This window comes from Corynebacterium sp. LaCa_205 (assembly GCF_057458085.1).
The window spans coordinates 2,205,379-2,229,543 of sequence record NZ_CP190931.1 but is presented as its reverse complement, the minus strand read 5'-3'; the positions used below and the strand labels follow the sequence as shown (position 1 = coordinate 2,229,543).

The 24,165-nt window shown below is 61.0% G+C and carries 20 protein-coding genes; 15 read left to right on the top strand and 5 right to left on the bottom strand.

Features of this window, described 5'->3' with window-relative positions; translation table 11 throughout:
• Positions 1–42 precede the first annotated feature (42 nt).
• The 3 genes from dnaJ (at position 43) to exaC (ending at position 3,483) form a co-directional block, all read left to right on the top strand.
• Positions 43–1,248, top strand: coding sequence for a molecular chaperone DnaJ (dnaJ, locus tag ACP8J1_RS10700; RefSeq protein WP_023020005.1), 1,206 nt, complete (start codon positions 43–45; stop codon positions 1,246–1,248).
• Between the two features lie 20 nt (positions 1,249–1,268).
• Complete coding sequence (locus ACP8J1_RS10695) at positions 1,269–1,718, top strand: heat shock protein transcriptional repressor HspR (protein WP_023020004.1); 450 nt, start codon at positions 1,269–1,271, stop codon at positions 1,716–1,718.
• A gap of 244 nt (positions 1,719–1,962) precedes the next feature.
• The gene (gene exaC / locus ACP8J1_RS10690) at positions 1,963–3,483 is read left to right on the top strand and encodes an acetaldehyde dehydrogenase ExaC (protein ID WP_023020003.1); all 1,521 of its coding nucleotides are present in this window, start codon (positions 1,963–1,965) and stop codon (positions 3,481–3,483) included.
• 51 nt (positions 3,484–3,534) lie between these two features.
• Here the strand turns inward: exaC and ACP8J1_RS10685 are convergent, their stop codons facing one another.
• Together ACP8J1_RS10685 and ACP8J1_RS10680 are read right to left on the bottom strand one after the other, a co-directional pair.
• Entirely contained in the window at positions 3,535–4,701 is a 1,167-nt protein-coding gene (locus ACP8J1_RS10685; protein WP_023020002.1) for an alpha/beta hydrolase, read from the bottom strand.
• Complete coding sequence (locus ACP8J1_RS10680; RefSeq protein WP_034656015.1) at positions 4,698–4,961, bottom strand: hypothetical protein; 264 nt, start codon at positions 4,959–4,961, stop codon at positions 4,698–4,700. The genes ACP8J1_RS10685 and ACP8J1_RS10680 overlap by 4 nt, the downstream gene beginning before the upstream one ends.
• 91 nt (positions 4,962–5,052) lie before the next feature.
• Between ACP8J1_RS10680 and ACP8J1_RS10675 the strand changes: the two genes are divergently transcribed.
• On the top strand, positions 5,053–5,868 hold the full coding sequence (locus tag ACP8J1_RS10675; protein WP_034655549.1) for a carbon-nitrogen hydrolase family protein: 816 nt from the start codon (positions 5,053–5,055) through the stop codon (positions 5,866–5,868).
• Here ACP8J1_RS10675 and ACP8J1_RS10670 read toward each other — a convergent pair.
• On the bottom strand, positions 5,865–7,037 hold the full coding sequence (locus ACP8J1_RS10670) for an FAD-binding oxidoreductase (protein ID WP_023020000.1): 1,173 nt from the start codon (positions 7,035–7,037) through the stop codon (positions 5,865–5,867). The genes ACP8J1_RS10675 and ACP8J1_RS10670 overlap by 4 nt on opposite strands.
• 179 nt (positions 7,038–7,216) lie before the next feature.
• Here ACP8J1_RS10670 and ACP8J1_RS10665 point away from each other — a divergent pair, with 179 nt between their 5' ends.
• From ACP8J1_RS10665 to fbaA, 9 genes are all read left to right on the top strand, one after another.
• Positions 7,217–8,590 (top strand): sodium/glutamate symporter, encoded by a 1,374-nt coding sequence (locus ACP8J1_RS10665; protein ID WP_023019999.1) that lies wholly within the window; start codon positions 7,217–7,219, stop codon positions 8,588–8,590.
• Positions 8,591–8,852: 262 nt separating this feature from the next.
• Positions 8,853–10,265, top strand: coding sequence for a TetR/AcrR family transcriptional regulator (locus ACP8J1_RS10660; protein WP_023019998.1), 1,413 nt, complete (start codon positions 8,853–8,855; stop codon positions 10,263–10,265).
• A gap of 132 nt (positions 10,266–10,397) precedes the next feature.
• Positions 10,398–12,953, top strand: a complete 2,556-nt coding sequence (gene clpB / locus ACP8J1_RS10655) for an ATP-dependent chaperone ClpB (protein ID WP_023019997.1) — start codon at positions 10,398–10,400, stop codon at positions 12,951–12,953.
• A gap of 55 nt (positions 12,954–13,008) precedes the next feature.
• A complete protein-coding gene (locus ACP8J1_RS10650; protein ID WP_023019996.1) occupies positions 13,009–13,866 on the top strand; it encodes a sulfurtransferase in 858 nt (285 codons plus the stop codon).
• An 88-nt stretch (positions 13,867–13,954) separates the two neighbouring features.
• Positions 13,955–15,418, top strand: coding sequence for a type III secretion system chaperone family protein (locus ACP8J1_RS10645; RefSeq protein WP_023019995.1), 1,464 nt, complete (start codon positions 13,955–13,957; stop codon positions 15,416–15,418).
• Between the two features lie 69 nt (positions 15,419–15,487).
• Positions 15,488–16,078, top strand: coding sequence for an orotate phosphoribosyltransferase (pyrE, locus tag ACP8J1_RS10640; RefSeq protein ID WP_051138304.1), 591 nt, complete (start codon positions 15,488–15,490; stop codon positions 16,076–16,078).
• On the top strand, positions 16,071–16,736 hold the full coding sequence (locus ACP8J1_RS10635; protein WP_034656007.1) for a TrmH family RNA methyltransferase: 666 nt from the start codon (positions 16,071–16,073) through the stop codon (positions 16,734–16,736). The genes pyrE and ACP8J1_RS10635 overlap by 8 nt, the downstream gene beginning before the upstream one ends.
• A 54-nt stretch (positions 16,737–16,790) precedes the next feature.
• Complete coding sequence (locus ACP8J1_RS10630; RefSeq protein ID WP_023027775.1) at positions 16,791–17,981, top strand: glycoside hydrolase family 76 protein; 1,191 nt, start codon at positions 16,791–16,793, stop codon at positions 17,979–17,981.
• Positions 17,982–18,124: 143 nt separating this feature from the next.
• Positions 18,125–19,159: a class II fructose-bisphosphate aldolase gene (fbaA, locus tag ACP8J1_RS10625; RefSeq protein WP_023019991.1), complete on the top strand. Its 1,035-nt coding sequence runs from the start codon at positions 18,125–18,127 to the stop codon at positions 19,157–19,159.
• A gap of 202 nt (positions 19,160–19,361) precedes the next feature.
• Here fbaA and ACP8J1_RS10620 read toward each other — a convergent pair whose 3' ends face one another.
• Complete coding sequence (locus tag ACP8J1_RS10620) at positions 19,362–20,417, bottom strand: HNH endonuclease signature motif containing protein (protein WP_198010437.1); 1,056 nt, start codon at positions 20,415–20,417, stop codon at positions 19,362–19,364.
• A 166-nt stretch (positions 20,418–20,583) separates the two neighbouring features.
• On the opposite strand from ACP8J1_RS10620, the gene ACP8J1_RS10615 reads away from it, so the two are divergent.
• Positions 20,584–21,783, top strand: coding sequence for an FUSC family protein (locus tag ACP8J1_RS10615; protein WP_023019989.1), 1,200 nt, complete (start codon positions 20,584–20,586; stop codon positions 21,781–21,783).
• A gap of 15 nt (positions 21,784–21,798) precedes the next feature.
• Here ACP8J1_RS10615 and ACP8J1_RS10610 read toward each other — a convergent pair whose 3' ends face one another.
• The gene (locus tag ACP8J1_RS10610; protein ID WP_034656001.1) at positions 21,799–22,632 is read right to left on the bottom strand and encodes a hypothetical protein; all 834 of its coding nucleotides are present in this window, start codon (positions 22,630–22,632) and stop codon (positions 21,799–21,801) included.
• Between the two features lie 87 nt (positions 22,633–22,719).
• On the opposite strand from ACP8J1_RS10610, the gene ACP8J1_RS10605 reads away from it, so the two are divergent.
• Positions 22,720–24,012, top strand: coding sequence for an adenylosuccinate synthase (locus ACP8J1_RS10605; RefSeq protein WP_023019987.1), 1,293 nt, complete (start codon positions 22,720–22,722; stop codon positions 24,010–24,012).
• The last annotated feature ends 153 nt before the right edge of the window (positions 24,013–24,165 follow it).

The following is a 24,165-nucleotide window of genomic DNA, read 5'->3' as shown; positions in this document are numbered from 1 at the left end:
TACTTAACTTTATCGATTCTCTTTGAAAGGAGGAGATGCCCAGTGAGCGCTAAACCCGAATGGGCAGACAAAGATTATTATGCGGATCTGGGGGTCTCCTCGTCCGCAGAACAGAATGAAATTAAGCGTGCCTACCGCAAGCTAGCACGCGAAAACCACCCCGATACCCACCCCGACGACCCCGCAGCAGCGGAAAGGTTCAAAAAGGTGGCGGAAGCCTACGACGTGCTTTCCGATGCCTCTGAGCGCAAGGAATACGACCAGTTCAAGGCCATGCTCCGTAACGGTGGGGGCTTTGGACGGATGGGAGGCGCCGGATTTCCCGGCGGGTTTCGATCCACGCGCATGGGTGGACAAGGTGCGCAAGAATTCGACCTCTCGGACCTCTTCGGAGGATCCGCTGGAGGAGCGGCTCAGGGCGGCGGTGTTGGGGATATCTTCGGTAGCGTTTTCAACCGCGGCGGTGGTGCTGGCCACTCAGCTAAACCGTCGCGGGGGGCCGACGTCGAAACGGAAATAACCCTCGAGTTCCGCGAGGCCGCCAAGGGAACCACCATCCCCCTAGCGCTGAGCGGAAATGCTCCGTGTACCACGTGCCACGGCTCGGGTTCTGCATCCGGCAAGACCTCTACCTGTGGCACCTGCAGTGGCACCGGTTTTACCTCTGAAAACCGCGGCGCCTTCGGCTTTTCCGCCCCCTGCAAGGATTGCGATGGCACCGGCCGCCGCATCACGGACCCGTGCAAGGACTGCCACGGTACCGGCACGGTTCATCGCACCCGCAATATCACCGTGCGCATCCCTGCCGGCGTCATTGACGGCCAAAAGGTTCGCCTTGCTGGTCAGGGCGAAGCCGGCCCGAACGGCACTCCAGCCGGTGACCTCTTCGTGGCGGTAACCGTCAAACCGGACAAGGTCTTCACTCGAGAAGGCGATGACCTGCACGTTACCGTCCCGGTCTCCTTCACGGAGCTGGCCTTGGGCGATACCATCGCAGTTCCTACCTTGGATAACCCGGTACGCGTGAAGATCCCCGCCGGCACGCCGGATGGGCGAACGCTGAGGGTGCGCGGAAGGGGCATCGCCAAGCGCGGGGGCAACTCCGGTGACCTTTTGGTTACCGTTCAGGTCACCGTGCCCACCAAGCTCGATGCCGCCGCCTCCAGTGCCCTGCGTACCTATGCTCAAGCGGAAAAGGACTCCGGTTTCAACCCGCGTGCGGGTTGGGCCGGCGCCGAGAAGGCTTAGGGTAGGAGGTGTGTTAAGGAATGAGCACTGGAAAGGCAGAAGATTCCGGCACCGCGGTATATGTGATTTCCGTGGCCGCGGAACTATCCGGAATGCACGCCCAGACCCTGCGAACCTATGACCGCATGGGCTTGGTTTCCCCGGCTCGCACCCGTGGCGGCGGCCGCCGCTACTCCGACCGCGATATCGAGCTGCTGCGCAAGATTCAAGCGCTATCCCAAGACGATGGCGTCAATCTTGCCGGAATCAAGTCCATCATCGAGCTGACCGAGGAACGCGATCGCCTTGAAGCCGAGCGCGACGCCCTAGCTGAAGAGGTTCGGACCCTGCGCGAACAGGCCGCCGGGCGCCGCCCGCAGCGCAGCGGCGAACTTGTCCATGTCCCTCGGTCTACCTCCGTGGTGATGTGGAGTCCGCGTACCGCGCGCGAGCGTAAACGCGCCCGCGGCCGTGGTAACGGTCAGGACTAATTCTTACTCTGCAGACGAGTACATCCCGCCCCGCAGCCAGCGTCGCCGCTGGCTGCGGGGTTTTCTTCTGCCTGCACAGTGACGGTGTGATGTTAAGGCTTGCAAAGGGGATAGCTGCAATCAGTGCGCGTTGCAAAGTTTGGGGTTAGTATATTCAACACAAAGGTGACCTATGGCACATAAACTATAACGAGTGTCATGTACCACCGATGATCCTCGTATTCTCCAGGAAAGGACACGCACCATGACCCTGTACGCAGCTCCGGGAACCGAAGGCTCCATCGTCGATTACCGCGAACGCTATGACAACTACATTGGCGGCCAGTGGGTAGCACCCGTCGACGGCGAATATATGGACAACATCAGTCCGGTCAACGGCGAGGTATTCTGCCAAGTAGCTCGCGGCAAAGAAGCCGATATCAACCTGGCTATCGACGCCGCGGAAAAAGCCTTCGAGACCTTCGGCAAAACCACTCCAGCCGAGCGCGCATTGCTCCTGCACCGCATAGCGGACCGCATCGAGGAAAATCTGGAAAAGATCGCGGTCGCTGAAACCTGGGAGAACGGTAAGGCTGTGCGCGAAACCCTTGCCGCCGATATTCCGCTCGCCGTAGATCACTTCCGCTACTTCGCCGGCGCCATCCGCGCCCAAGAAGGCCGCCTATCCCAGCTCAACCAGGACACCGTGGCCTACCACTACCATGAGCCGCTCGGAGTAGTGGGCCAGATTATCCCGTGGAACTTCCCGTTGCTCATGGCCGCTTGGAAGATCGCGCCCGCACTGGCTGCAGGTAACTGCATTGTTATGAAGCCAGCGGAGCAAACCCCTGCCTCAATCCTGCTTCTCATGGATATTATCGGTGACCTCCTTCCTGCTGGCGTGCTCAATATCGTCAACGGACTAGGTGAGGAGGCAGGCGCGGCACTCTCCGGCTCGGACCGCATTGCCAAGATTGCCTTCACCGGCTCTACTCCAGTGGGCAAGATCATCAACAAAGCCGCCGCAGACAAGGTCATCCCCGTCACCCTGGAACTGGGTGGTAAATCCCCATCTATCTTCTTCAAAGACATCATGGATGAAGATGATTCCTACCTGGAAAAGTGCGTTGAAGGCTTCGTTATGTTCGCCCTCAACCAAGGTGAGGTCTGCACCTGTCCATCCCGCGCCCTGGTGCACGAGGACATTGCGGATAAATTCTTGGAGCTGGCCATTGAGCGCGTGAAGAAGATCAAGATCGGTCACCCACTTGATACGGAAACCATGATGGGCGCGCAGGCTTCCGAGGAGCAGATGGACAAGATTAAGCAATACCTGGAGATCGGCCCGCAGGAAGGCGCGGAGACCCTCATCGGTGGCCACGTGAACAAGGTAGAAGGCTTGGAAAAGGGCTACTACATTGAGCCCACCGTGTTTAAGGGCAATAATGACATGCGCATCTTCCAGGAGGAGATCTTCGGCCCAGTACTCTCTGTAGCCACGTTCAAAGATTATGACGACGCGATTGCCATCGCTAACGCTACTAACTTTGGCCTCGGTGCAGGCGTATGGTCGCGTAGTCAAAACATTTGCTACCGCGCCGGCCGCGATATTCAGGCCGGCCGCGTATGGGTAAACCACTACCATGACTACCCGGCGCACAGCGCCTTCGGCGGCTACAAGGAATCCGGCCTTGGCCGTGAGAACCACTTGATGATGCTGGGCCACTATCAGGAGACTAAGAATATGTTGGTCTCCTACTCGGAACAGCCGGCCGGCCTGTTCTAAAACACCTCCCGCGGGTAAATCTGTGCAGGCGGTTCCACAATGTCGTGCGGCCTAGCGCGCCCGTGCCACTTGGCCTAGGCCGCGCAGGAACCGTGGGTCCTCCCAATAGGTGCCGTGGTCACCAGGGAGGCCATCTGCGCCGGGAAGGGGAGTGGCACCAAAGGCATCCGTGGTGGGATCGGGGCCATGGATGCCGCCGTGCGGCCCCGTCGCAATGGCGATGGGGTCGTGCGCGTTGGTAGCTGCCCAGATGCGGCCATGGAGTTCTGAGGAGTGGCTAGCGCCGGTTCCGGGGCTGCCGACGAGCACTACGTCATCAGCAATCTTGTCCTCCTTAGCGGCGTGCCCGGTGACTACTGAACCATAGGAATATCCCACTACGGTGCGCTTGGCCTGCGGATAACGCGCACCAAGCGCGCGCTGAAACCGGACGAGCTCCGAGCCGGCGGTGCGCGCGGGATCAGCATGAATCGCCCGAGGCAGGGAAGATGGCGCCTGGTAGCCTAACCACACCACGGCCGGCCCACCGCTGGCTTTAGCTAAGTTGCGGCCCCGGTCCACCGCGCGCTGCCAGGTTTCTGGATCGGAGGAGTGAACTCCTTCGACAAATGTGGTGAGCGATGCCGGCGTGGTCCGGAATTCGCCTGGATCCACCATGGCAACCAGCCGTCCGTCACTTGCTTCTAATACCTTCATATCTGGGTTTTTCGTGGCCAGCTGAGCCACGTGCTCGTTGGCTTGGGCTAGGTTAATCTCGTGAATGGTGTCCACAGGTAGATCGGAAAATTCTTCAAACCGGACGGGAGGAGAAACACCAGCAGGCGTACACAGGGCATCAATTTCTTGGGAACAGAGCCAATCGAGGGAATCGCCCAATGCTCGTACCTGATTTAATAGGAGCCCAGCGGCGCGGGCCGCCGCGACATTGCGCTCGTCTATCTGGCCTAGGAATGCGATGATGCGGTCTTCTAGTTCCTCACGGCGGGCCTGCAGGTTGGCGTGGCGGTCAAGGGTGGCGGCAACATGCTCCATCTGATGCAACGACGGTGCCAGCCAGTCGGTATAGCCTGCCAAGCTGGTCCGAGCGGCGTCGCCAGCAGGCCCTCCCAGCGATAGATCAAGCCAATCATGGTGCGAATCTATAAAACGAAGATTCAGTTCAGAGCGTTCTGTGCGCAGTTGGCTAGCGCTATTTCTTAAAGCCGCAGAAAGGGTCATCGAGCAGCTCCTAGGGTTTGGCCTAGCCGGGAATCCACCCCGGCGGCGGTGCTGAGGAAGTCCGCGACAGAGCGCAATTGCTCGGCCGTGGCATCCTCAGTTGCGGACACGGCGCTGGACCAAGCAGACCGGGCTCGCCCCAGCGCGTCCGCGGTTCTGCAGGCGGTATCGAGCGCGGCCGTCGGCGATGGCAGCGGAGGCCGTGAGAGCAGGGAACGGACATAATCGGGTAAGTGCGTGGGAATTTCTACATAGTTCATGCCCTTTAGCCTGATGGACATCGCAGTTCGGCGCTATGGGCACAGAGGCAGCCTGTGGATAACTCGGTTCCGCTTCATTACTTTGGGAGGCATGAAGGTAGCAGCAGTGCAGTTAACATCCACCGGAAATATCACCGAAAACCAAGAGATAGCCCTAACTAAGATCCGTGAAGCCGCTGGAAATGGGGCGCGACTTATCGTGCTGCCAGAGGCCACGTCACAGAATTTCCGCTCCGGGCGTCTTGATGAGCAGGCGCAATCACTCGAAGGTCCGTTTGCCACGGCAATCCAAGCTCTGGCGGAAGAACTCGAGGTTACCGTCGTAGCCGGCATGTTTTGCCCCGCCGATACCGTTGAGCGCGATGGCAAGACCATCAATCGGGTTAGCAATACAGCGCTTATTGCAGGGCCTGGCGTGTTAGGTGGGTACGACAAGATTCATACCTATGACGCCTTCGATTACCACGAATCGGATACTGTCTTGGCCGGCGAATCGCTGGTTGCCTTTGATGTTGATGACCTTGTAGTGGGCGCGGCCACCTGCTATGACATTCGCTTCCCGGAGCAGTTCAAGGAGCTAGCTAGCCAGGGCGCACAACTTATTGTGGTGCCTACCAGCTGGGCAGACGGCCCTGGCAAGCTGGAGCAGTGGCGCCTGCTTACGGCCGCGCGTGCCTTGGATTCCACCAGCTACATTGTGGCGGCCGGCCAATCGCGCCCAGGCGGTGACGCAGAAGCGGGCAATCCCTCCGGCCCGACGGGCATTGGTCATTCCACCATCGTTGATCCGAACGGGGTGCGCGTGGCCGAGGCTGGCTACGAAGATGACATCCTCTATGCCGAGATCGATCCGAATGAGGTAGCGAAAACCCGTCGCACCTTGCCGGTCGTGACCCCTGCGGACTAGGCGAGTGCTGCGTAATCTTCCGGCTGCCAGCGCCCGTCGCGGCCCCAGCTAAGGACATCGATCTGCTGCTTGTTCAAGCCCTTCTTAACCAACTCTTGTTTACCTTCCGCAACCTCTTCGGCGGGGCCGACGAGCAGGAAGCGCGGGGGAGTGCCTGTGGATAACTCCACCTCGTTGACTACTACATCGGTCGGCTCTCCGGAGACCACATAATCGGCACCGGGGGCCAATTCGCGGGCGTTGAGCAACCACGGGTCCCTTTCTTCCCGCACGATGCGGCGCACTCGGACTCCTAGCGCTGCCAGATTTTGCTGGAAGTAGGTGTCATAGTGGGCACCGGGGCTGCCCGCTACGGCAAAGATGCGCGGTACGTGATTGTGGTCGCCGTCGTCCAGCGCGGCGAGCGCCGCGCAGCGGGCCGTGGCCCATCCGGTGCCGTAGGCAATGATAATTAGCTCTTCTGCGCCCGCGTTGTGGAGGCTTATTCCACCAGCGGGCTGGCCAAGCGTCCACCAATCACCGGGCTGCGCGTGCGCGAGAGAGCGAGATGCCTCGCCCGCGGTGGAGACATGGAAGACTAACTGGCCGGTTCCGTCGCTAGGCTGCGCGGGAGTAAGCATGCGCCATTGACCGGGCAAGTACTGCGTGGTCACGGGAAAGTGCTGTCCCGGTTGATAGGGCACGGCTAAGCCGGCTTCCACGCGAATAATAGAAGTATCACGGGTGGGGTGGTCTACAGCAACCACTTGCGCCGAGTGCGCCGGTGCTTCGCCGGCGGCATCAGATTCCCCGGCAGCCTCGGCCATCGTCGTGCATACGCGGTGGATGACATCGCGGGCGAAATCGTACTGATACTGCGTCAGTGCCAGGACCCGCAGGCCCGCTACTAGGGATTCTTCAAAACGAGAATAAATCTCGGCCGGAAACCCATGCCGGCGGTGATCGCGGGCGAGTTGGGTGAGTTTTGTAGAGACTTCGGAAAGCAGGGGCTGTCCCGGCTCCGTACGTTCAATCACCCACGCCAGCGCGGGGACCAGAGAGGTATGGGTATCGCGCATAGACAGGGCGAATATCTGCCGGGATTCGGGCACCGCGTTAAAGAAATGCTCGTGCACCGCATCGCGGTACTCGTTCGCGTAATTTCGAAAATGCTCGCCCAATTCCCACATGTCTCATCATCCTAATAGTCGGTGCCGCACCGGAGGTCGAGCTACATACTGAAAGCTGTAGTGGGGGTGAAAACGGGAGCCTATGTTGTGGATCACTTAGTGGAAGGTATTGTATTCCCTATCCGTCTGCCCTCTAACGGGGGCAAGCCGCCATAATTGCACAGCTAGAAAGGGTCTCCATGGAAGATTTTTCCGCTTATACGCTCATGCTGGATGTGGGCTGGATTTCTTTGCTCATGGTCATCGGCAATGTCCTGCGTCACCAAGTGAAGTTCATCTTCCAGGACCTGTTGCTACCTGCCCCGATTACCGCCGGCCTCATCGGCTTGCTGGTTGGTCCAAACGTGCTGGGTTGGATTAACTTCTCCGATAACTTGGGTGACTACACCTCCATCCTCATCGCGGTGGTCTTTGCGTCTATGGCCTACTCCATGGAAGTAGGCGGAAATATGGGCAAGGGTGCGCGCAATATGTGGGGCTACTCCACCATGATGTTTACCGGCCAGTGGGGCCTGTTCATCGTGCTGGGTCTTTTCCTCTTTGCGCCGCTATTTGATACCCCAAATTGGTTCGGCATGATGCTGCCCGTTGGCTTTACCGGCGGCTTTGGTACCGCCGCGGCCGTGGGTGGCGCGCTCGAAGGTGTAGGCGCTGATGCGGCATCCTCGCTGGGCTTTACCTCGGCGACCGTCGGCACGCTGGCCGCAATCATTGGCGGCGTTATCGCCGGCAACTGGGGCATCCGCAAGGGCAAGGTTTCCCACGTGCCCAAGGAGCTGCCGGAAGAGCTGCGCCGCGGCTACATCAAAAACATTGATGATCGTCCGTCGCTCGGCCGCGCTACCACCAATCCCTCGTCCATCGAGCCGCTCGCACTGCACTTCGGCTTCATCATCCTGACCGTGATGACTGCCTACGGCATCAACCAGGGTTTGAGCAGCATCTGGGAGAATGTCTCCGTGCCGCTCTTTGCCATGTCCATGGTGGTGGGACTATTCTTCCGCGCGCTTATGAACTTCGTGGGCGCCGAGGACTACCTAGATAAGGACTCCATTTCCTCCATCTCCGGAGCAGCCACGGACTACCTCATTGCCTTCGGCGTGGCCGCCATCGTTCCGGCCGCCATTGCTTCCTACTGGCAGGCGCTTCTTCTCCTCTTTATCCTCGGCACCATCTTCTGTGTGTTCTTCTTGCTGTGGTTCCCGGCCGAGTTCTTTGGTGAGCGCTGGATTGAGCGCGGCATCTTTGGCTGGGGTTGGGCCACCGCCACCGTGGCGACCGGCATTGCCATCCTGAAGATCGTGGATCCCAAGCTCAAGTCCGGCACCCTGTCTGAATATGGCATGGCCTATATCGGCTTCGGACCCTTTGAAATCTCGTGGACCATCATCGCGCCAATGGCCGTCATGTACGGGTTTACCGGCATTTTCGGCGCCATTTCCTTGGCGATTTCCATCGGCGTCTATATCGCCTTTAAATCCATGCGTCTTATGCCACCGCGCGGCACCATCTTCCAAGAGGGTATTGGCCATGTAGGACAAAGGCAGGAATAGCCGCGCTTGCCGACGTCCCCCCCTCCCGCATCGCTACCTTAAAAAACTATGAGATTGGGCGCACCAAAACTTAGAAAATGGTTCCCAGTGCGAGGCGGGTGGACGCGGCTGCGGTCGTGACCATGGCCTATCGGTCCCGCTACCACCGTCAACATCGGTGAGGGTAAAAATACTTGAAAAGTGCAATCGATTGGGACTATCCCTAAACCTTAAAATTTGTTAGAATCAGCTGGTGTCAATCTCTGGCGTGATGAGGAAATAGATGTACCAGTTGGATGGGGCTTCCAGGCGGGTGATTATCCTGGAAGCCGCTGTTTATGTAGCGGGTTGCGAAGGCGAGCAGGCCGTTACCGTGGAATCTGTGGCAGACCAGGCTGGCCTCTCGCCGGAGGCGGTTTCTGAGGAATTTAGCAGCGGTGCTGCCATGCTTGCGGAAATCCCAGATTTTTTGGATTGCCGCATGTCTGAATACATGGTGGAGGCTGCACGTCACCTGCCAGAGGGTAACTCTGGCGGCGATGTCCTCATGCAGTTGGCGGAGGCCTACTTTGCCTACGCGCAAGACGAGCCCGACATCTACCACTACCTTTTCGAACGGTACGATGCCATGGATGAGGAGCGGGTCTGCCAATTTGCCAAGGGGGAAAAGTCGGGCACGCCGGGTGCGGACATGGCGCTGAACGTCGTCAAGCGCTTTGCCGAAGAGCAGGGTGCCGTCGTAGCGGCAGACGGAGATATCTCGCCCCTGGAAATCGGCCGCATTACTTTGGCCCTCTGGTCGCTCATCCATGGCATGGGCCACCTGAGTGTGGTGGGCATCTTGCGCCTGCAGCATGCCGTTATTCGCGCCGCTAACCTGAAGCAGGTGGATCGCCTCGTGGTTGATGCCCTGCAATATTGGTTTAAAAATAAGCAGATCCCGCAGCGCCGCCCCATTATGAACGATGCCCGCGGCATTGTAGAAAAGGTCATGGGTAGCGAACGTGAAAAGCCCTTCGTAGCCCCGGATAACCTCGAGCAAATGGACCCGGAGGAAGCCAAGAAGGTCATTATTGAGGCCGCGCTGCGCGTTGCTGGTCGCAACGGCGTCGACCGTCGCTTCTTTGACCACGTGGCCGAAAAGCTTGGTACCTCCAAAGACTTCCTGACCACCATTGTGGACAATGACTTCGCGCTGCGTGAGGTGGCAGAAACTCTCACCACCACAGAGATGGCGAAGATCTTTGAGGCCTGCCTCGCCGAGCTTCCGGATGACACCCCCACGGTAGACCGCCTGCAGATTGTTGCGGCCGCCTACTTTAACTACGCGATGATGTACCCAGAGCGTTTCAGCTCCATTATTGCGCTGGCCAGCGGTTCTGTAGTTCCGCACAATGGTGATGGTAGCTCGCATGAGGGCATGACCAAGAACTTCGCCATCATGATGGATCTGCTCCGCAAGTTTGTCATCGAGATGGGAATTACTCCCACCGACCAGCTGGTTTATATCAGCACTTTGGCCGTGTGGGCAGGGGCCAATGGCATTGCCCATCTGTGCAGCATCGGCGATTTCAAGAGCTTTAATGAAGATCTCAAGTGGGCGCTTTTTATCCAGGTGGTAACCGTGTCCTTCTTTGCCATCGCCCATGGCTTGCAGATTCTTGGCCATGAAAACGAGGAGTTCAAGCAGGTTTAATCACCCTGTGCAAAGTTGAGCGACCTACGCTCAAAAATATTTAGGTTGAGTGGAATAGGCTCAACTCTGGGTGCGTTGTACTAAGTGAAGCCCTACAGTGGGTGAATAAATCTTAGAAGGAGCAACGCACACATGAACTCATTTAACCCCACCACTAAAACACAAGAGGCCTTGCAGGACGCCCTGCAAACCGCCTCTTCTAATGGAAACCCGGATATCCGCCCGGCTCACCTGCTGGCGGCAATTCTCAGCCAGGACGGCGGAATCGCCGCTCCGGTTCTTAAGGCCACCGGCGTAGATCCGGATACTGTGCTCAAGGAAGCCCGCGAGCTTGTTGATTCTTATCCCAAGGCCGAGGGCGCCAATATGGCCAACCCGCAATTTAACCGCGACGGCCTCAACGTCCTAACGCAGTCGCAGGAACTGGCCGGTGAGCTTGGTGATGAATTCGTTTCCACCGAGGTTCTGCTGGCTGCCATCGCCGCCTCCAAGACCGATGCCGCCGAGCTGCTTACCGGCCGCGGTGCTACTTATGACGCCATCAAGGGCGCTTTCCCTTCCGTGCGCGGTGCTGCCAAGGTAACCTCCGAGAATCCGGAGGACCAATTCCAGGCTTTGGAAAAGTACGCCACTGACCTCACTGCTCGCGCCCGCGAAGGCAAGATCGACCCGGTCATCGGCCGTGATCAGGAAATTCGCCGCGTGGTCCAGGTGCTCAGCCGGCGCACGAAGAATAACCCGGTACTCATTGGCGAGCCCGGCGTGGGCAAGACCGCCATCGTGGAAGGCTTGGCCCGCCGCATCGTGGCTGGCGATGTCCCCGAGTCTCTCAAGGGCAAGACCCTCATCAGCCTGGACTTGGGTTCCATGGTCGCTGGCGCTAAGTACCGCGGTGAATTCGAGGAGCGCTTAAAGGCCGTGCTCGATGAGATTAAGTCCTCTGAGGGCGAGATCATCACCTTCATCGACGAGCTGCACACCATCGTCGGCGCCGGTGCTACCGGTGACGGCTCTATGGACGCCGGCAATATGATCAAACCCATGCTGGCCCGTGGCGAGCTGCGCCTCGTAGGCGCCACTACCTTGGACGAGTACCGCAAGTACATCGAAAAGGACGCCGCTCTGGAGCGCCGCTTCCAGCAGGTCTATGCTGCCGAGCCCTCCGTGGAGGACACCATCGGTATTCTGCGTGGCCTGAAGGAGCGCTACGAGGTGCATCACGGCGTGCGCATTATGGACTCCGCGTTGGTTTCGGCCGCCGAGCTGTCCAATCGCTACATCACCAACCGCTTCCTGCCGGATAAGGCCATTGACCTTGTCGACGAAGCAGGTTCCCGCCTGCGCATGGAGATCGATTCCTCCCCGCAGGAAATCGACGAGCTCGAGCGCATCGTCCGCCGCATGGAGATTGAAGAGCTCGCGCTGAAGAAGGAATCGGACGCTGCTTCTCAAGACCGCCTGGCCACCCTGCAAGGTGAGCTTGCGGACCAGCGCGAGAAGCTCGGCGAGCTCAAGGCCCGCTGGGCTAATGAGAAGAAGGCCATCGATGATGTGCAAAACATCAAGGAAGAACTCGATGACCTGCGCCGACAAGCAGAAATCGCCGAGCGTGATGGCGACCTCGCACTCGCCTCTGAGATTAACTACGGCAAGATTCCGCCGCTGGAAAAGGATCTTGCGGCCGCCGAAGTTAAGGCCACCGAGCAGCGCAATACCATGCTCGATGAGGAAGTAAGCCCAGACACCATCGCTGAGGTCGTCTCCGCTTGGACCGGCATTCCGGCCGGCAAGATGCTGCAGGGCGAGACAGAAAAGCTGCTCAATATGGAATCCGTGCTGGGCAAGCGCGTGGTGGGACAGAAGGAAGCCGTTACCGCGGTATCGGATGCTGTGCGCCGTTCCCGTGCGGGAGTGGCCGATCCGAACCGCCCCACCGGTTCTTTCCTCTTCCTCGGTCCTACCGGCGTGGGCAAGACCGAGCTTGCGAAGGCCCTGGCGGACTTCCTCTTCGACGATGAATCCGCGATGGTTCGCATCGATATGTCCGAGTACGGGGAGAAGCACTCCGTTTCCCGCCTCGTTGGTGCTCCTCCGGGATACGTCGGCCATGAGGCCGGCGGACAGCTCACCGAGGCCGTGCGCCGTCGCCCCTACACGCTCGTGCTTTTCGACGAGGTAGAAAAGGCCCACCCCGATGTCTTCGACGTCCTCCTACAGGTCTTGGATGAGGGACGGCTTACCGACGGCCAGGGACGCACCGTCGACTTCCGCAATACCGTCATCATCTTGACCTCCAACTTGGGCGCCGGCGGCACCCGGGAAGAAACCATGGATGCGGTGAAGAAGGCCTTCAAGCCTGAATTCATCAACCGTCTCGATGACGTGGTCATGTTTGAGCCCCTTTCTGAGGAGCTCCTACGCGGCATTGTCGATATCCAGCTGCGTGGCTTGGCCGAGCGCCTCGACGCCCGCCGCCTGACCTTGCAAGTCTCGGATTCTGCCAAGTCCTGGCTGGCCGAGCGCGGCTACGACCCAGCCTATGGTGCCCGCCCGCTGCGCCGTACCATCCAGCAGGCCATTGGTGACAAGCTCGCCAAGAAGCTGTTGGCCGGCGATATCGTCGATGGCGACACTGTCCACGTGGACGTCGCAGATGGCGGTGCCGAGCTAGACATCGCCGCCCTCTAGTCGGCCGCGTACCGCCCGCCGCGCCAAATCCTGCTCATGCCCCTAGACTCGGGGCATGAGCATTTTGGTCTCCCCACAAGAACTCCGCGAATCCATTTATCACGGCGAACGATTTACCCTCTTGGCCACCCACTGGCAGCCACAGCTGCGTCAGAGCTATAACCAGTTCACTTCCTTGCATATTCCTACGGCACTGTTTAGCGATACCGCTAATTCCTTCGCCGGTCTCCCCGGTTCACAGGTAGGCCGCAACCCGCTGCCGGATCCGGATAAGCTGCAGGAGCACTTCCGCCAGTGGGGAATCCGTGAGGACCGCCCCGTCGTGGTCTATGACGAGGGGCGCGGCCTATTCGCCGGCCGTGCGTGGTGGACCTTGCGCTGGGCCGGCTTGGACAACGTCCGCATCCTCGACGGCGGCTTGGCCAATTGGCGCCACCTGGGCTATACGACGCTGACCGGCCCCGGCAACTTCGCCGTGGGCGCCAGCGCCACGGTAAACCCCGGCCAGATGCCGGTGGCCACCATTGATGACGTGCGCAGTCACGATGGCCTGCTCATCGATACCCGCACCCGCAACCGCTTTGCCGGCCGCCGCGAAAACCTCGACCTTAAGGCCGGTCATATCCCCGGCGCCGTCAATGTGCCGGAGCGCCTCTTCCACAACGACGGCCTGCGCACCTGGAAGTCTGCGGGTGAAATCCGCGAAGTTCTTTTCGACGCCGGACTAACCCCCGACAATGTCCAAGGCGCCATCATCTACTCCGGCTCTGGCAACCACTCCGCCCTCGCCCTCGCCGCCATGCACGACGCCGGCTTCACCGGCCTGCGCCACTATGTCGGCGGCTGGTCGCAGTGGTCCGCTAACCCTAAGAACCCTGTCGAGCGCGGCGACCGCCTTACCGTCAACGGCTAATCGCCCACGCTCACCCCTCGCCCTCAGCCTCCCGCCTCCGCGCGCCGAGCGCTGAGGGCTTGTTTGTTCCTACTACTATCGTGGGGTGATGGCTTTTCTAATCCTTGCTTTGGCGCTACTTCTCGGCATTGTCGGCGGTGCCTTGCTGCTTTACGACGGCAAACAGCGCACCTCCGCCCCTACACTCTCCGCCGACACGGACCCGACGCCCGCTGACGCCACGCCTGCAGACACCGCGCCCGCGGACACCACTCCCGCAGACGCCGCGCCTGTCGACGCCGCTTCCCCCGAGCCTGAGCTCAGGACCGAGTCCACCGAGTCCGCCGAGCCTGCTTCTTCCGATGCCGCTCCCGTTGACTCGACCTCTAGCGATGCCCCCGCTGTCGACCCAGCCCACCTAGCGTCTTCGCCAGCTGCCCCAGCTCCCGAGTCCCATGCCGAAGCCGCACCAGAGTCCGCACCGGAGTCTGAAACCCAGCAAGACCCTGAGCCAACCCCTGAGCGCGGACCAGACCAGGAGCCGAGCAACGAGCCGAAGCACGAGCGAAGCCACAATCCGAGCCAGGAGACCGCGAGCGAGAACCGCGCGCCCTCCAAGCCGCACACCCGCCATCGGCCGATTCTGCCGGGAACGTTGCGTCGCGAGCGCCGCAGTTGGGCAGAAGCAAAAGGCTTCGAATTTATGAAGTCCGATCCTTACCTCGTAGATGAATGGACGAGGGGAGTGGCCTCTACCGGTGCGGCGCCAAAAGACATTGTCGCGGGAAACGTGTATGGCCACGAGATGCTGTTGATGGATATTGATGGCGTCAACGTCATGGCGATGCGCACCGGAGCGGCCTCAGACATGGTGGTGGACTTCCGTCGCTTCGACCGCGAAGACACGAAGGCCTCCGAGGATCTGCATTTAGCCATGACTCTTGAGGGGTTTGATGTGTATTCCTCGGATAGTGCTGTTACCGAGCGCATGGTAGACGAGCGTGTTCACGTCGCCCTGCAGCAAATGCCCGAAGCGGTCACCGCACTGTGGATGGAAACTGAGTGGGTGCTAGCACAGACTACAAAGCAGGCGCGCTCCGCGGAATGGGAAGCGATGCTACCGCCGCTTGCGTTATTGGCAGACGCCGCCCGTGTCTTGCCACCGCGCTCCTCGGCCACCCACGTGGTGCGACTAGAGGAATTGGATCCAGCTCGCGAGATTCCCGCCCAGCCCATCGCGGAAGCTGTCGGCGGTGCGCCGGCTGCCGGTGCACCCGTGTTTGAGCGTCCCGTCATCCAGCGGCCGGAAGAGCCTTTGCACATGCCGTCCCGGGCGTACTCCGAAACTCGCGGCCCGGTCGAACACAGCGCGCTAGGCGGCGACGAAGTAGACGCTATTGCCGACGGCCGCGAGCGCCCCACCCCCGATTCTCATACCGCCCGCCTGCCGCGCCAGCAGTTCCGCGCTGCCTCCATCTTCGACGGCCCCTCCGACGATTCCACTAGTGGGCCCGCCCCCGGCGCGGCCGATTCCCGTGCAGCCGAGGAATCGGACCCGCGCCGGGAAGAGTAGCCTAGAGACCGATACTGGAGGCCTGCCACCACGCGCGAACCGCCGCGCACGAACCACGACAAGGAGCAGATGACTGTGGATTCTCACAACACCAATGCGCACACCGCGAATGCCCAGAACCTGGATGCCGAGAAGAAGGCCCGCCTTGCCGAGCTAGTCAAGGAACTGGCCGTAGTCCACGGCAAGGTGACCCTGTCCTCGGGCAAGGAAGCTAACTACTACGTGGATCTGCGCCGCGCTACCTTGCACCACGAGGCCTCCCGCCTCATCGGTGCGCTGCTTCGCGAGTTGACCGCCGATTGGGATTTCGCGGCCGTCGGTGGCCTAACGCTCGGCGCTGACCCTGTTGCTACTTCCATCATGCATGCCGACGGCCGCGATATCGACGCCTTCGTCGTGCGCAAAGAAGCCAAGAAGCACGGCATGCAGCGCCGCATCGAGGGCACGGACGTGGAAGGAAAGAAGGTCCTTGTCGTAGAAGACACCACGACCACCGGTAACTCCCCGCTGACCGCCGTGGCTGCGCTGCGCGAGGCTGGCGCCGAGGTCGTTGGCGTGGCGACCGTCGTAGACCGCGAGACTGGTGCCGGCGACGTCATCGCCGCAGAAGGCCTTGAATACCGCTCCCTGCTGGGCCTGGGCGACCTTGACCTTGCCTAACGCAGACGAGGCCAAGGGCCCGACCGAGTGGAACGAGGGCCGCCATGGCGTAGGACCGTGGGAAGGTCCGCTGCCGCAAGGGCCAGAGGCCGAGAAATACGACCCAGAGCTGCTCGCTGAAGGCGACCGTCGCAACGTCGTCGATGCCTACCGCTACTGGAGCAGGGAAGCGATCAAAAAGGACATCGATAAGCGCCGGCATAGCCTGCACATCGCTATCGAGAACTTTGAAAACGATGCCAATATTGGCACCGTCGTGCGTACCGCCAACGCATTCGCCGTCGATACAGTGCACATCGTCGGCCGCCGGCGGTGGAATCGGCGTGGGGCAATGGTGACGGATAGGTACCAGCACTTGATGCACCATGAGAGCGTCGAGAAGCTTATTGCGTGGGCGGCCGAGGAGGGGCTGACCGTCGTCGCCATCGACAACACCCCCGGTTGCGTGCCCCTGGAAACGGCCGAGCTGCCCGAGCGCAGCCTTCTACTTTTCGGCCAAGAAGGTCCCGGCGTGACACAAGCGGCCCAGGACGCCGCCGTGATGACCTGCTCCATCGCCCAGTTCGGCTCCACCCGTTCCATCAACGCAGGCGTCGCGGCCGGAATCGCCATGCACGCCTGGATTCGCCAGCACGCTGATCTGGCCGATTCTTGGTAGGAAGATCGTTACACTAGCTATATCCACCCGCGTAACTGGAGTGATAGAGGAATCGTGGAAGAAAAATGGGCCCACCGCGCCGAACTCGCAGAAGCCGCCATCAATGAGCGCCACGCGCACCCTGTGTGGGGCCTGCCGCGCACCAATCTTGCGGTGGTGAGCTGGCCGCCTACCACGAAAGAAAAACTCTTCATCCATTGGCACTATTGGTGGCAGGCCCATTATTTGGATTGCCTCGTTGATGCGGCGCTGCGCAATAACACCAAGGTGCGCCGACAGCGCATCTTCGACACCATGCGGGGTATTCGTATCCGCAACCTGACGCAGCTGACGAAGAATAAATACTACGATGACAAGGGGTGGCTCGCCTTGGCCTTCGGCCGCGTGGAGGAGCTAAAGAAGGCGAAGACGCCGAAGCGTTTGGCGGAGCTGCAGCGCAATATCCACGAAGGACTCGATGAATCGCTCGGCGTGCTGCCGTGGCGCCTCGGCGAGAATTTCATGAACGTGCCCTCCAATGGCCCGGGCGCCATCATGTTGGCGCGGATGGGGCGCATTGAGGAAGCGCGCCACATCATCGACTGGATCTACGATCACCTGCTTGATGACGACGGCTACATCATGGACGGCGTCCGCATGCGCATGGACGGCCCTGAGGTGGTAAAAAACATCCACCCCTACTGCCAAGGCGTGGTCCTAGGTGCGTGCTTGGAAATTGTGCTGGCGCTGCGAGAAAAGGCCGGTATCGGTGATTTGGAGCAAATCGACAGCGTACACGAGGCCGAGCTGGCGTCCGAGATGATGGACTACATTATCCGCATCCGCGGCCTGGTGCAGACCGTGGCTTCGGGCATGGCTACCCCCTCGGGCGTGGTGGACTGGGAGACCGGCGATGGTGACGGTGGCCTGTTTAAAGGCATTTTGATGCGCTATCTTGCCGACGTCGCCGTGCGCCTGCCCGGCGATTCTCCCGCCAACCGCGCCACGAAGAAGCTGGCCGCGCGCATGGTGATGGCCTCGGCCGAATCGGTGTGGGAGCACCGCTTAGAGGTTGATGGTCTGCCGATCTTCGGCTCTGATTGGTTGTCCGATGCGCGCCTGCCGCATAACTACGGCTTCGGCCGGCGCACCATGAGTGAGAAGGTAGGCATCATCCGCGTGGACGAGCGCGATTTGTCCGTGCAACTTTCCGGATGGATGCTGATGGAGGCCTGCGCTCGCGTGACGCGACATCTATCTAAATAGTCCGCTGGGGCGGGCCAGTTGTGCGGCGCGCATAGATGGGTTGAAAATGTCACAGAGTTTTTGCGGCAGAAATTCCGTGAAACGGGCATACTTGGGTGCTGGAACGTGTTTGACCACAAACCCACTTTTAAGGATGGAAATTCATGCCAATTGCAACCCCTGAGGTCTATAACGAGATGCTGGATACCGCGAAGAAGAATGGCTTCGCGTTCCCAGCTATCAACTGCACCTCTTCTGAGACCATTAACGCAGCTCTGAAGGGCTTTGCGGAGGCCGAGTCCGACGGCATCATCCAGTTCTCTACCGGCGGCGCAGCCTTCGGTTCCGGCCTGGCACTGAAGGACAAGGTCAAGGGTGCTCAGGCATTGGCCGCATTCGCTCATGAGGCCGCGAAGCACTACGGCGTCAATATCGCGCTGCACACCGACCACTGCCAGAAGGAGGTACTCGATGAGTACGTCCGCCCGTTGCTGGCTATCTCTCAGGAGCGCGTCGACCGCGGCGAGAACCCGCTGTTCCAGTCCCACATGTGGGACGGCTCCGCTATTCCAATCGACGAGAACCTGGTCATCGCACAGGAACTGCTGGAAAAGGCTAAGAACGCTCACGTCATCCTCGAGGCTGAGATTGGCGTCGTCGGTGGCGAAGAGGACGGCGTTCAGGCTAAGGCAGGCGCTAACCTGTACACCTCCCCGGAGGACTTTGAAAAGACCATCGATGCCCTGGGCACCGGTGAGAAGGGCCGCTACATGCTGGCCGCTACCTTCGGCAACGTTCACGGCGTCTACAAGCCAGGCAACGTGAAGCTGCGCCCAGAGGTCCTGCTGGAGGGCCAGAAGGTTGCACAGAAGAAGCTCGGCCTGGGTGAGGACGAGTACGCCTTCGACTTCGTATTCCACGGTGGCTCCGGCTCCGAGAAGGAAAAGATTGAAGAGGCACTTCGCTACGGCGTCATCAAGATGAACGTGGATACCGATACCCAGTATGCCTTTACCAACCCGGTTGCTCGCCACATGATGGAAAACTACGATGGCGTCTTCAAGATTGACGGCGAGGTTGGCAACAAGAAGGTTTATGACCCACGCTCCTACCTGAAGAAGGCAGAGCAGGGCATGTCCGAGCGCGTCATCGAGTCTTGCCAGGACCTGCACTCTGTGGGCAAGTCCCTCTCCAAGTAAAGTTTCTAAGCTGCGGCAGCCCCTTAAGTAGGCACGCCGAACTGGCCGCTTCCCCCGCGTGGGAGGCGGCTTTTTCATGTCTTCGGCCAGGGTCGGGATTTCGCGGGCGGCGCTGGCGGGCGCCGTTGGTAGGAGCCGCTGGCGGGCGGCGCTGGCGGGCGGCGCTGGTGGGTGGTGGGGCCGGGGGCTAAGGGCTGGGTGGCTATGTGTGGGGATTCGGTGGCCGGGCGGGGCTGGGGACGAACCGTGGGGTATTGCTCCACGGCGGCACCCAGGCGATGCGGCCATTGACGCGCACCATGCGGCCGCGTTCTGTGGGGCGGGAGGGGTCATCTTGGTTGGCGGCGTTGTGGTGCGCGCACAAGGTGACCAGATTTTCTTGGTTTGTGGGCCCGCCGGTGGACCAGGCGGTGAGGTGGTGGACTTGGGCGTCGTCGGCAGGCGTAGTGCAGCCCGGCCACGCGCACACGGGGTGCTCGGCCGCGGCGAGCATGCGTTGTTTCCACGTGGCCATGCGTTCGGTGCGATACAGGTTTACCGGGCCGTGCTCGGGGTGAACGAGGCTGACGTAGCCGCGCTGGGCGAGAGCGCGGGCAACCAGCTGTGCGCCGGTCATGCGGGCGCCGTTGGTGAGCTGGAGGGTGATATCGGAGGCGTCGGAAGGCGCGGCGACGATGCGGTCGAGCTGGTCTAGGGTGAGGATGACGTTGGTATGCACGGCCGGCAGCGCGCCGGGATTGCCCTCGAGGAGCACCTTCTTGGCGGCGGCGAGGGGATCGTCTTTGTTGACGGAGGAGAGCACGCCCTTGATATCGGCGATATCGGTGGGATCGGCCGTAATAGAGATGGTGTGTGGGCCGTCGGGGCGGCGGGTATAGCGCACGCCGGGCTCCGGGCGGCGGGGCGGATTGATCTGCTTGAGTAGCTTCTTGGCCACGGAGGGAATCAGGCGGGCCTCGGTGCGGCAGAGCGTTAGGCGCAGGTCCCAAGCGCGGTTGGTATCGCGCACGCGGCGAGTATAAGACTCGATGCTATCGAGCGTGGTGAGGTCATGGCCGCGGCTGCGGGCGGCCTCGCGGGCGTGGCGTTGCTTGCGGGTATTCGACGTGCGGCCGAAGTAGACGTGCTGCAGGCGGGCGAGTTGGGCAGCCAGAAGGGGACTGGCTCCGGCTTCGAGAAGCGAGTCTTCGGAGCAGCCCCGAAATTCGGCGACGAGGTCGACGCCGCGGCGGCATAGCAAGAGAAATTCGGTGTTCACACGGCCGAAGCTAAAAGGCATGCGAGGGCTGAACAAGCGGTGCGCGGCCGGGGAGGGGGAAATTGTGGATGGGTGGGGGGGAGAAGGGGCGTCGGCAAGAGCTGTCCACAAGTTAGCCGGCGGCCGAGATGCGCGGGGACAGCGGCGATGGTAGGGGCGGTCTTCTATGCTGGAAGGCATGTCGGAAGCGAAGGAAAGAGTCTCAACGCGGCAAAAGCTGCGGGTGATTGACCGCTCGGTGCTCTCGCGGGTAAACCGCATCCGTTCGCGGTTTGTTTATATTGTGCAGGCGACCATTGGTGCGGCGCTCGCGTACTGGGTGGCCGGCGATGTGGTGGGGCACCCGCAGCCGTTCTTTGCGCCGATTTCCGCGGTCATCATTTTAGGGATGTCCGGTGGGGACAGGATGAAGAAGGCGCTGGAGATGTCGATTGGCGGCATCATCGGCGTGGCCGTAGGCGACTTGCTCTTTCAGATTGTGGGGCAGGGGCCGTTCCAGATTTTCTTCATCGTGGGCGCGGGCCTGGTGGTGGGCTCGTTTTTGACCAAGTCGCCGCTGATTACTAACCAGATTGTCTTTGGCGCGATTTTGATTGCGACGATTTTTCCACCCACGCAGGGCCCGGGTGGCCTGCACCGCGCGATCGACGCGATGATTGGCTCAGGCATTGGCCTGATAACCATCGCGTTGATTCCCAATTCCCCGTTGGTGGAGGCGCGGCGCGAGGTATCGAAGGTGCTCAAGATTGCCTCGAGCATTCTTGCCGACGTCACGTACGGCATCCGCCAGCAAGACCCCGCCGTTATCCGAGATGCGCGCGAGGCGGTGCGCGGTACGCAAGACAGCGTGAATACCCTGCTGAGTGCGGCGCAATCGGGCAGGGAGGCCTCGGAGGTCTCGCCACTGTTGTGGGCATCGCGGCGCAGCATTCGCTCGCTGGAGCGCATCCTCATGCCGGTAGATAACGCGGTGCGCGGCGTGCGCGTGCTCTCCCGCCAGGCATTAGGCCTGACGGAGGACCGCGACAAGGTTTCAGACGCGCAGGTGGAATTGCTCGATGAGCTTTCTGAAATCATGCTCGCCATCAGCGAGCTCTACGGCCAAGGCAAACAGCATGGGCACGACGAAGCGATTGAGATTCCGGACCTCGTGCAGCGGCTGCGCATCGTGGGCGGGCGCGCCGGGCTAGACATCATCGACAAGGACGGCACGTTATCGGCCTATATGATTTTGGGCCAGACGCGCTCCATTGTGGTCGATATGCTGATGGTGTGCGGGCTCTCGCGTGAGTCGGCCGTGGCGCACCTCGTGCCGACGTCGCAGCATCCGGCCTATCCGCCGGAGGTGTGGGGGCGCGAGGACTGAAGTCGTCGCGCGGGGCTAAGGGCGGACGATCTGGAGATCGCGTAGGTGGCGGTAGAAGGTCACACGGGTCACCGGCCGCTTGTGGGGGACCGAATCGACGATGACGCGCAGCTGTGGGCCGCCGGCCTGGACGGCGCGGCCGGTGCGTACGGATTCAGGGGCGAGCTGGCCGGGCTTGCGCAGCAGCGAGCGGAGGCGGCCCTGGGACTCGACGGGGGAAGTGGCGCGGGCGGCGAGGATGCCGGGGGCATCGGTCATCGGGACGAGGCGTGCGCCGAAGGTTTTGGGGGAAGTGGCGGCGAGCGTGTGGTCATCGATGATGACTTCGCCGGTGAATGAGCCATTTGCGGCGTCTGAGATGGTGGCGGAGCCCGCGACGGCGAGGCCGGAATCGTTGCGGATGAGCGGCGCAGGGCGGACCGGGACGGTGCGGGCGAAATCGAGGGCCTCGGCCGGGGAGGTGGGAATCCCCCAGTTCTGCGCGGCCGCTGACGGGGTGGAGGCTGCGGCCGAGGGGACGGGGATGAAGGCGACCTCGGCCCAGAGGCGGTCGGAGCGCATGAGGCGGGTGAGCACGGCCGAGAGGGCGGCGTCGGAGCCGGCGACGACGATGCGGGCGGGCTCTATTAGGTGCGGGGCCTGTGGGGCAGGTTCGGGGGCGCCGAGGTGGCGGACGTCGGGCTGCGCGGCGATGTCATCGAGCGAGGGAGTGGGGTCTGTGGGGAGGAGGGGGTTGAGGAAGGCGTCGATAAGCGCGAGCTCTTTGCGGGTAGGAACGGCCGAGAGATCGTGGGCCTCAGCGGGCATGGAAATGTCCGGGGCGCCGCAGCGGAGGAACAAAAAACGCATGCGCACCATGCTACGCGCGCTTTTTGGGCCGGGAAAGTGTAAAGTTGGAGAGTATTTTGGCTTCAATAATGAGGAAGTGACTAAACAATGGCAGCGATCGTCATTGTCGGCGCCCAATGGGGCGACGAAGGCAAGGGCAAAGCGACCGACATCCTCGGCGGCAAGGTTGACTACGTGGTCAAGCCGAACGGCGGTAATAACGCCGGCCACACCGTCGTGGTAGGCGGCGATAAATATGAGCTGAAGCTCCTGCCGGCCGGCATTTTGTCTGAGAACGCTACCCCGGTGCTGGGCAATGGCGTGGTAATTAACCTCGAGGCGCTCTTTGATGAAATTGATGGCCTCGAAGCCCGCGGTGCGAATGCCTCGCGCCTGAAGATTTCCGCCAATGCGCACCTAGTAGCCCCTTACCATCAGACGCTCGACCGCGTGCAGGAGCGCTTCTTGGGTAAGCGCGCGATTGGCACCACCGGCCGCGGCATTGGTCCGACCTATGCCGATAAGGTCGCGCGCATCGGTATCCGTGTGCAGGACATCTTTGATGAGTCCATCCTGCGCCAGAAGGTGGAGTCTGCGCTGGACATTAAAAACCAGATGCTGGTGAAGATGTACAACCGCAAGGCCATCGAGGCAGATCAGATTGTGGAGTACTTCTTGAGCTACCGCGATCGCCTACGCCCGATGGTTATCGATGCCGAGCTCGAGCTCAACAAGGCCCTCGAGTCTGGTAAGCACGTACTCATGGAAGGCGGCCAGGCCACCATGCTGGATGTGGACCATGGCACTTACCCGTTCGTGACCTCGTCTAACCCGACCGCCGGTGGTGCTTCCGTGGGCTCCGGCATTGGTCCAACCCGCATCAAGACTTCCCTGGGCATCATCAAGGCCTACACCACCCGCGTGGGCGCTGGCCCGTTCCCCACCGAGCTTTTTGATAAGTGGGGCGAATACCTGCAGACCACCGGCGGCGAGATTGGCGTCAACACCGGCCGCAAGCGCCGTTGCGGCTGGTACGACTCCGTCATCGCGCGCTACGCCACCCGCGTGAACGGCTTTACCGATTACTTCCTGACCAAGCTGGACGTTCTCACCGGCATTGGCGAGATTCCTATCTGCGTGGCCTACGACGTCGACGGCAAGCGCTACGACGAGCTGCCGCTTACCCAGTCCGAGTTCCACCACGCCGAGCCCATCTTCGAGACCATGCCGGCCTGGGATGAGGACATCACGGAGTGCTCCACCTTTGAAGAGCTGCCACAGAAGGCGCAGGATTACGTCCTGCGCTTGGAAGAGCTGTCTGGCTGCCGTATCTCCTATATCGGCGTTGGTCCGGGCCGCGACCAGACCATCGTGCGTCACGATGTCATGGAAGACCAGTAAGGATGTAGTCCTTATTAGCCTGGGGTGAGAGCCCCACTCTCTAGCACAGCTGAACTGGCTCTCTGCACGATGCTTCTTCTAGCCCTCCAAGCAGACAACAAAGGTTGCTACCCCTATCCAGCTCGCGGTCCCTTTAAGGATTTAGCCCTAATT

Excerpts from the sequence above, each read along its gene's own strand:
- ACP8J1_RS10695 (WP_023020004.1), top strand. The coding sequence starts at position 1,269 with ATGAGCACTGGAAAGGCAGAAGATTCCGGCACCGCGGTATATGTGATT.
- exaC (WP_023020003.1), top strand. The coding sequence starts at position 1,963 with ATGACCCTGTACGCAGCTCCGGGAACCGAAGGCTCCATCGTCGATTAC.
- ACP8J1_RS10685 (WP_023020002.1), bottom strand. The coding sequence starts at position 4,701 with ATGACCCTTTCTGCGGCTTTAAGAAATAGCGCTAGCCAACTGCGCACA.
- ACP8J1_RS10680 (WP_034656015.1), bottom strand. The coding sequence starts at position 4,961 with ATGAACTATGTAGAAATTCCCACGCACTTACCCGATTATGTCCGTTCC.
- ACP8J1_RS10675 (WP_034655549.1), top strand. The coding sequence starts at position 5,053 with ATGAAGGTAGCAGCAGTGCAGTTAACATCCACCGGAAATATCACCGAA.
- ACP8J1_RS10670 (WP_023020000.1), bottom strand. The coding sequence starts at position 7,037 with ATGTGGGAATTGGGCGAGCATTTTCGAAATTACGCGAACGAGTACCGC.
- ACP8J1_RS10665 (WP_023019999.1), top strand. The coding sequence starts at position 7,217 with ATGGAAGATTTTTCCGCTTATACGCTCATGCTGGATGTGGGCTGGATT.
- ACP8J1_RS10660 (WP_023019998.1), top strand. The coding sequence starts at position 8,853 with ATGTACCAGTTGGATGGGGCTTCCAGGCGGGTGATTATCCTGGAAGCC.
- clpB (WP_023019997.1), top strand. The coding sequence starts at position 10,398 with ATGAACTCATTTAACCCCACCACTAAAACACAAGAGGCCTTGCAGGAC.
- ACP8J1_RS10650 (WP_023019996.1), top strand. The coding sequence starts at position 13,009 with ATGAGCATTTTGGTCTCCCCACAAGAACTCCGCGAATCCATTTATCAC.
- ACP8J1_RS10645 (WP_023019995.1), top strand. The coding sequence starts at position 13,955 with ATGGCTTTTCTAATCCTTGCTTTGGCGCTACTTCTCGGCATTGTCGGC.
- pyrE (WP_051138304.1), top strand. The coding sequence starts at position 15,488 with ATGACTGTGGATTCTCACAACACCAATGCGCACACCGCGAATGCCCAG.
- fbaA (WP_023019991.1), top strand. The coding sequence starts at position 18,125 with ATGCCAATTGCAACCCCTGAGGTCTATAACGAGATGCTGGATACCGCG.
- ACP8J1_RS10615 (WP_023019989.1), top strand. The coding sequence starts at position 20,584 with ATGCTGGAAGGCATGTCGGAAGCGAAGGAAAGAGTCTCAACGCGGCAA.
- ACP8J1_RS10610 (WP_034656001.1), bottom strand. The coding sequence starts at position 22,632 with ATGCGTTTTTTGTTCCTCCGCTGCGGCGCCCCGGACATTTCCATGCCC.
- ACP8J1_RS10605 (WP_023019987.1), top strand. The coding sequence starts at position 22,720 with ATGGCAGCGATCGTCATTGTCGGCGCCCAATGGGGCGACGAAGGCAAG.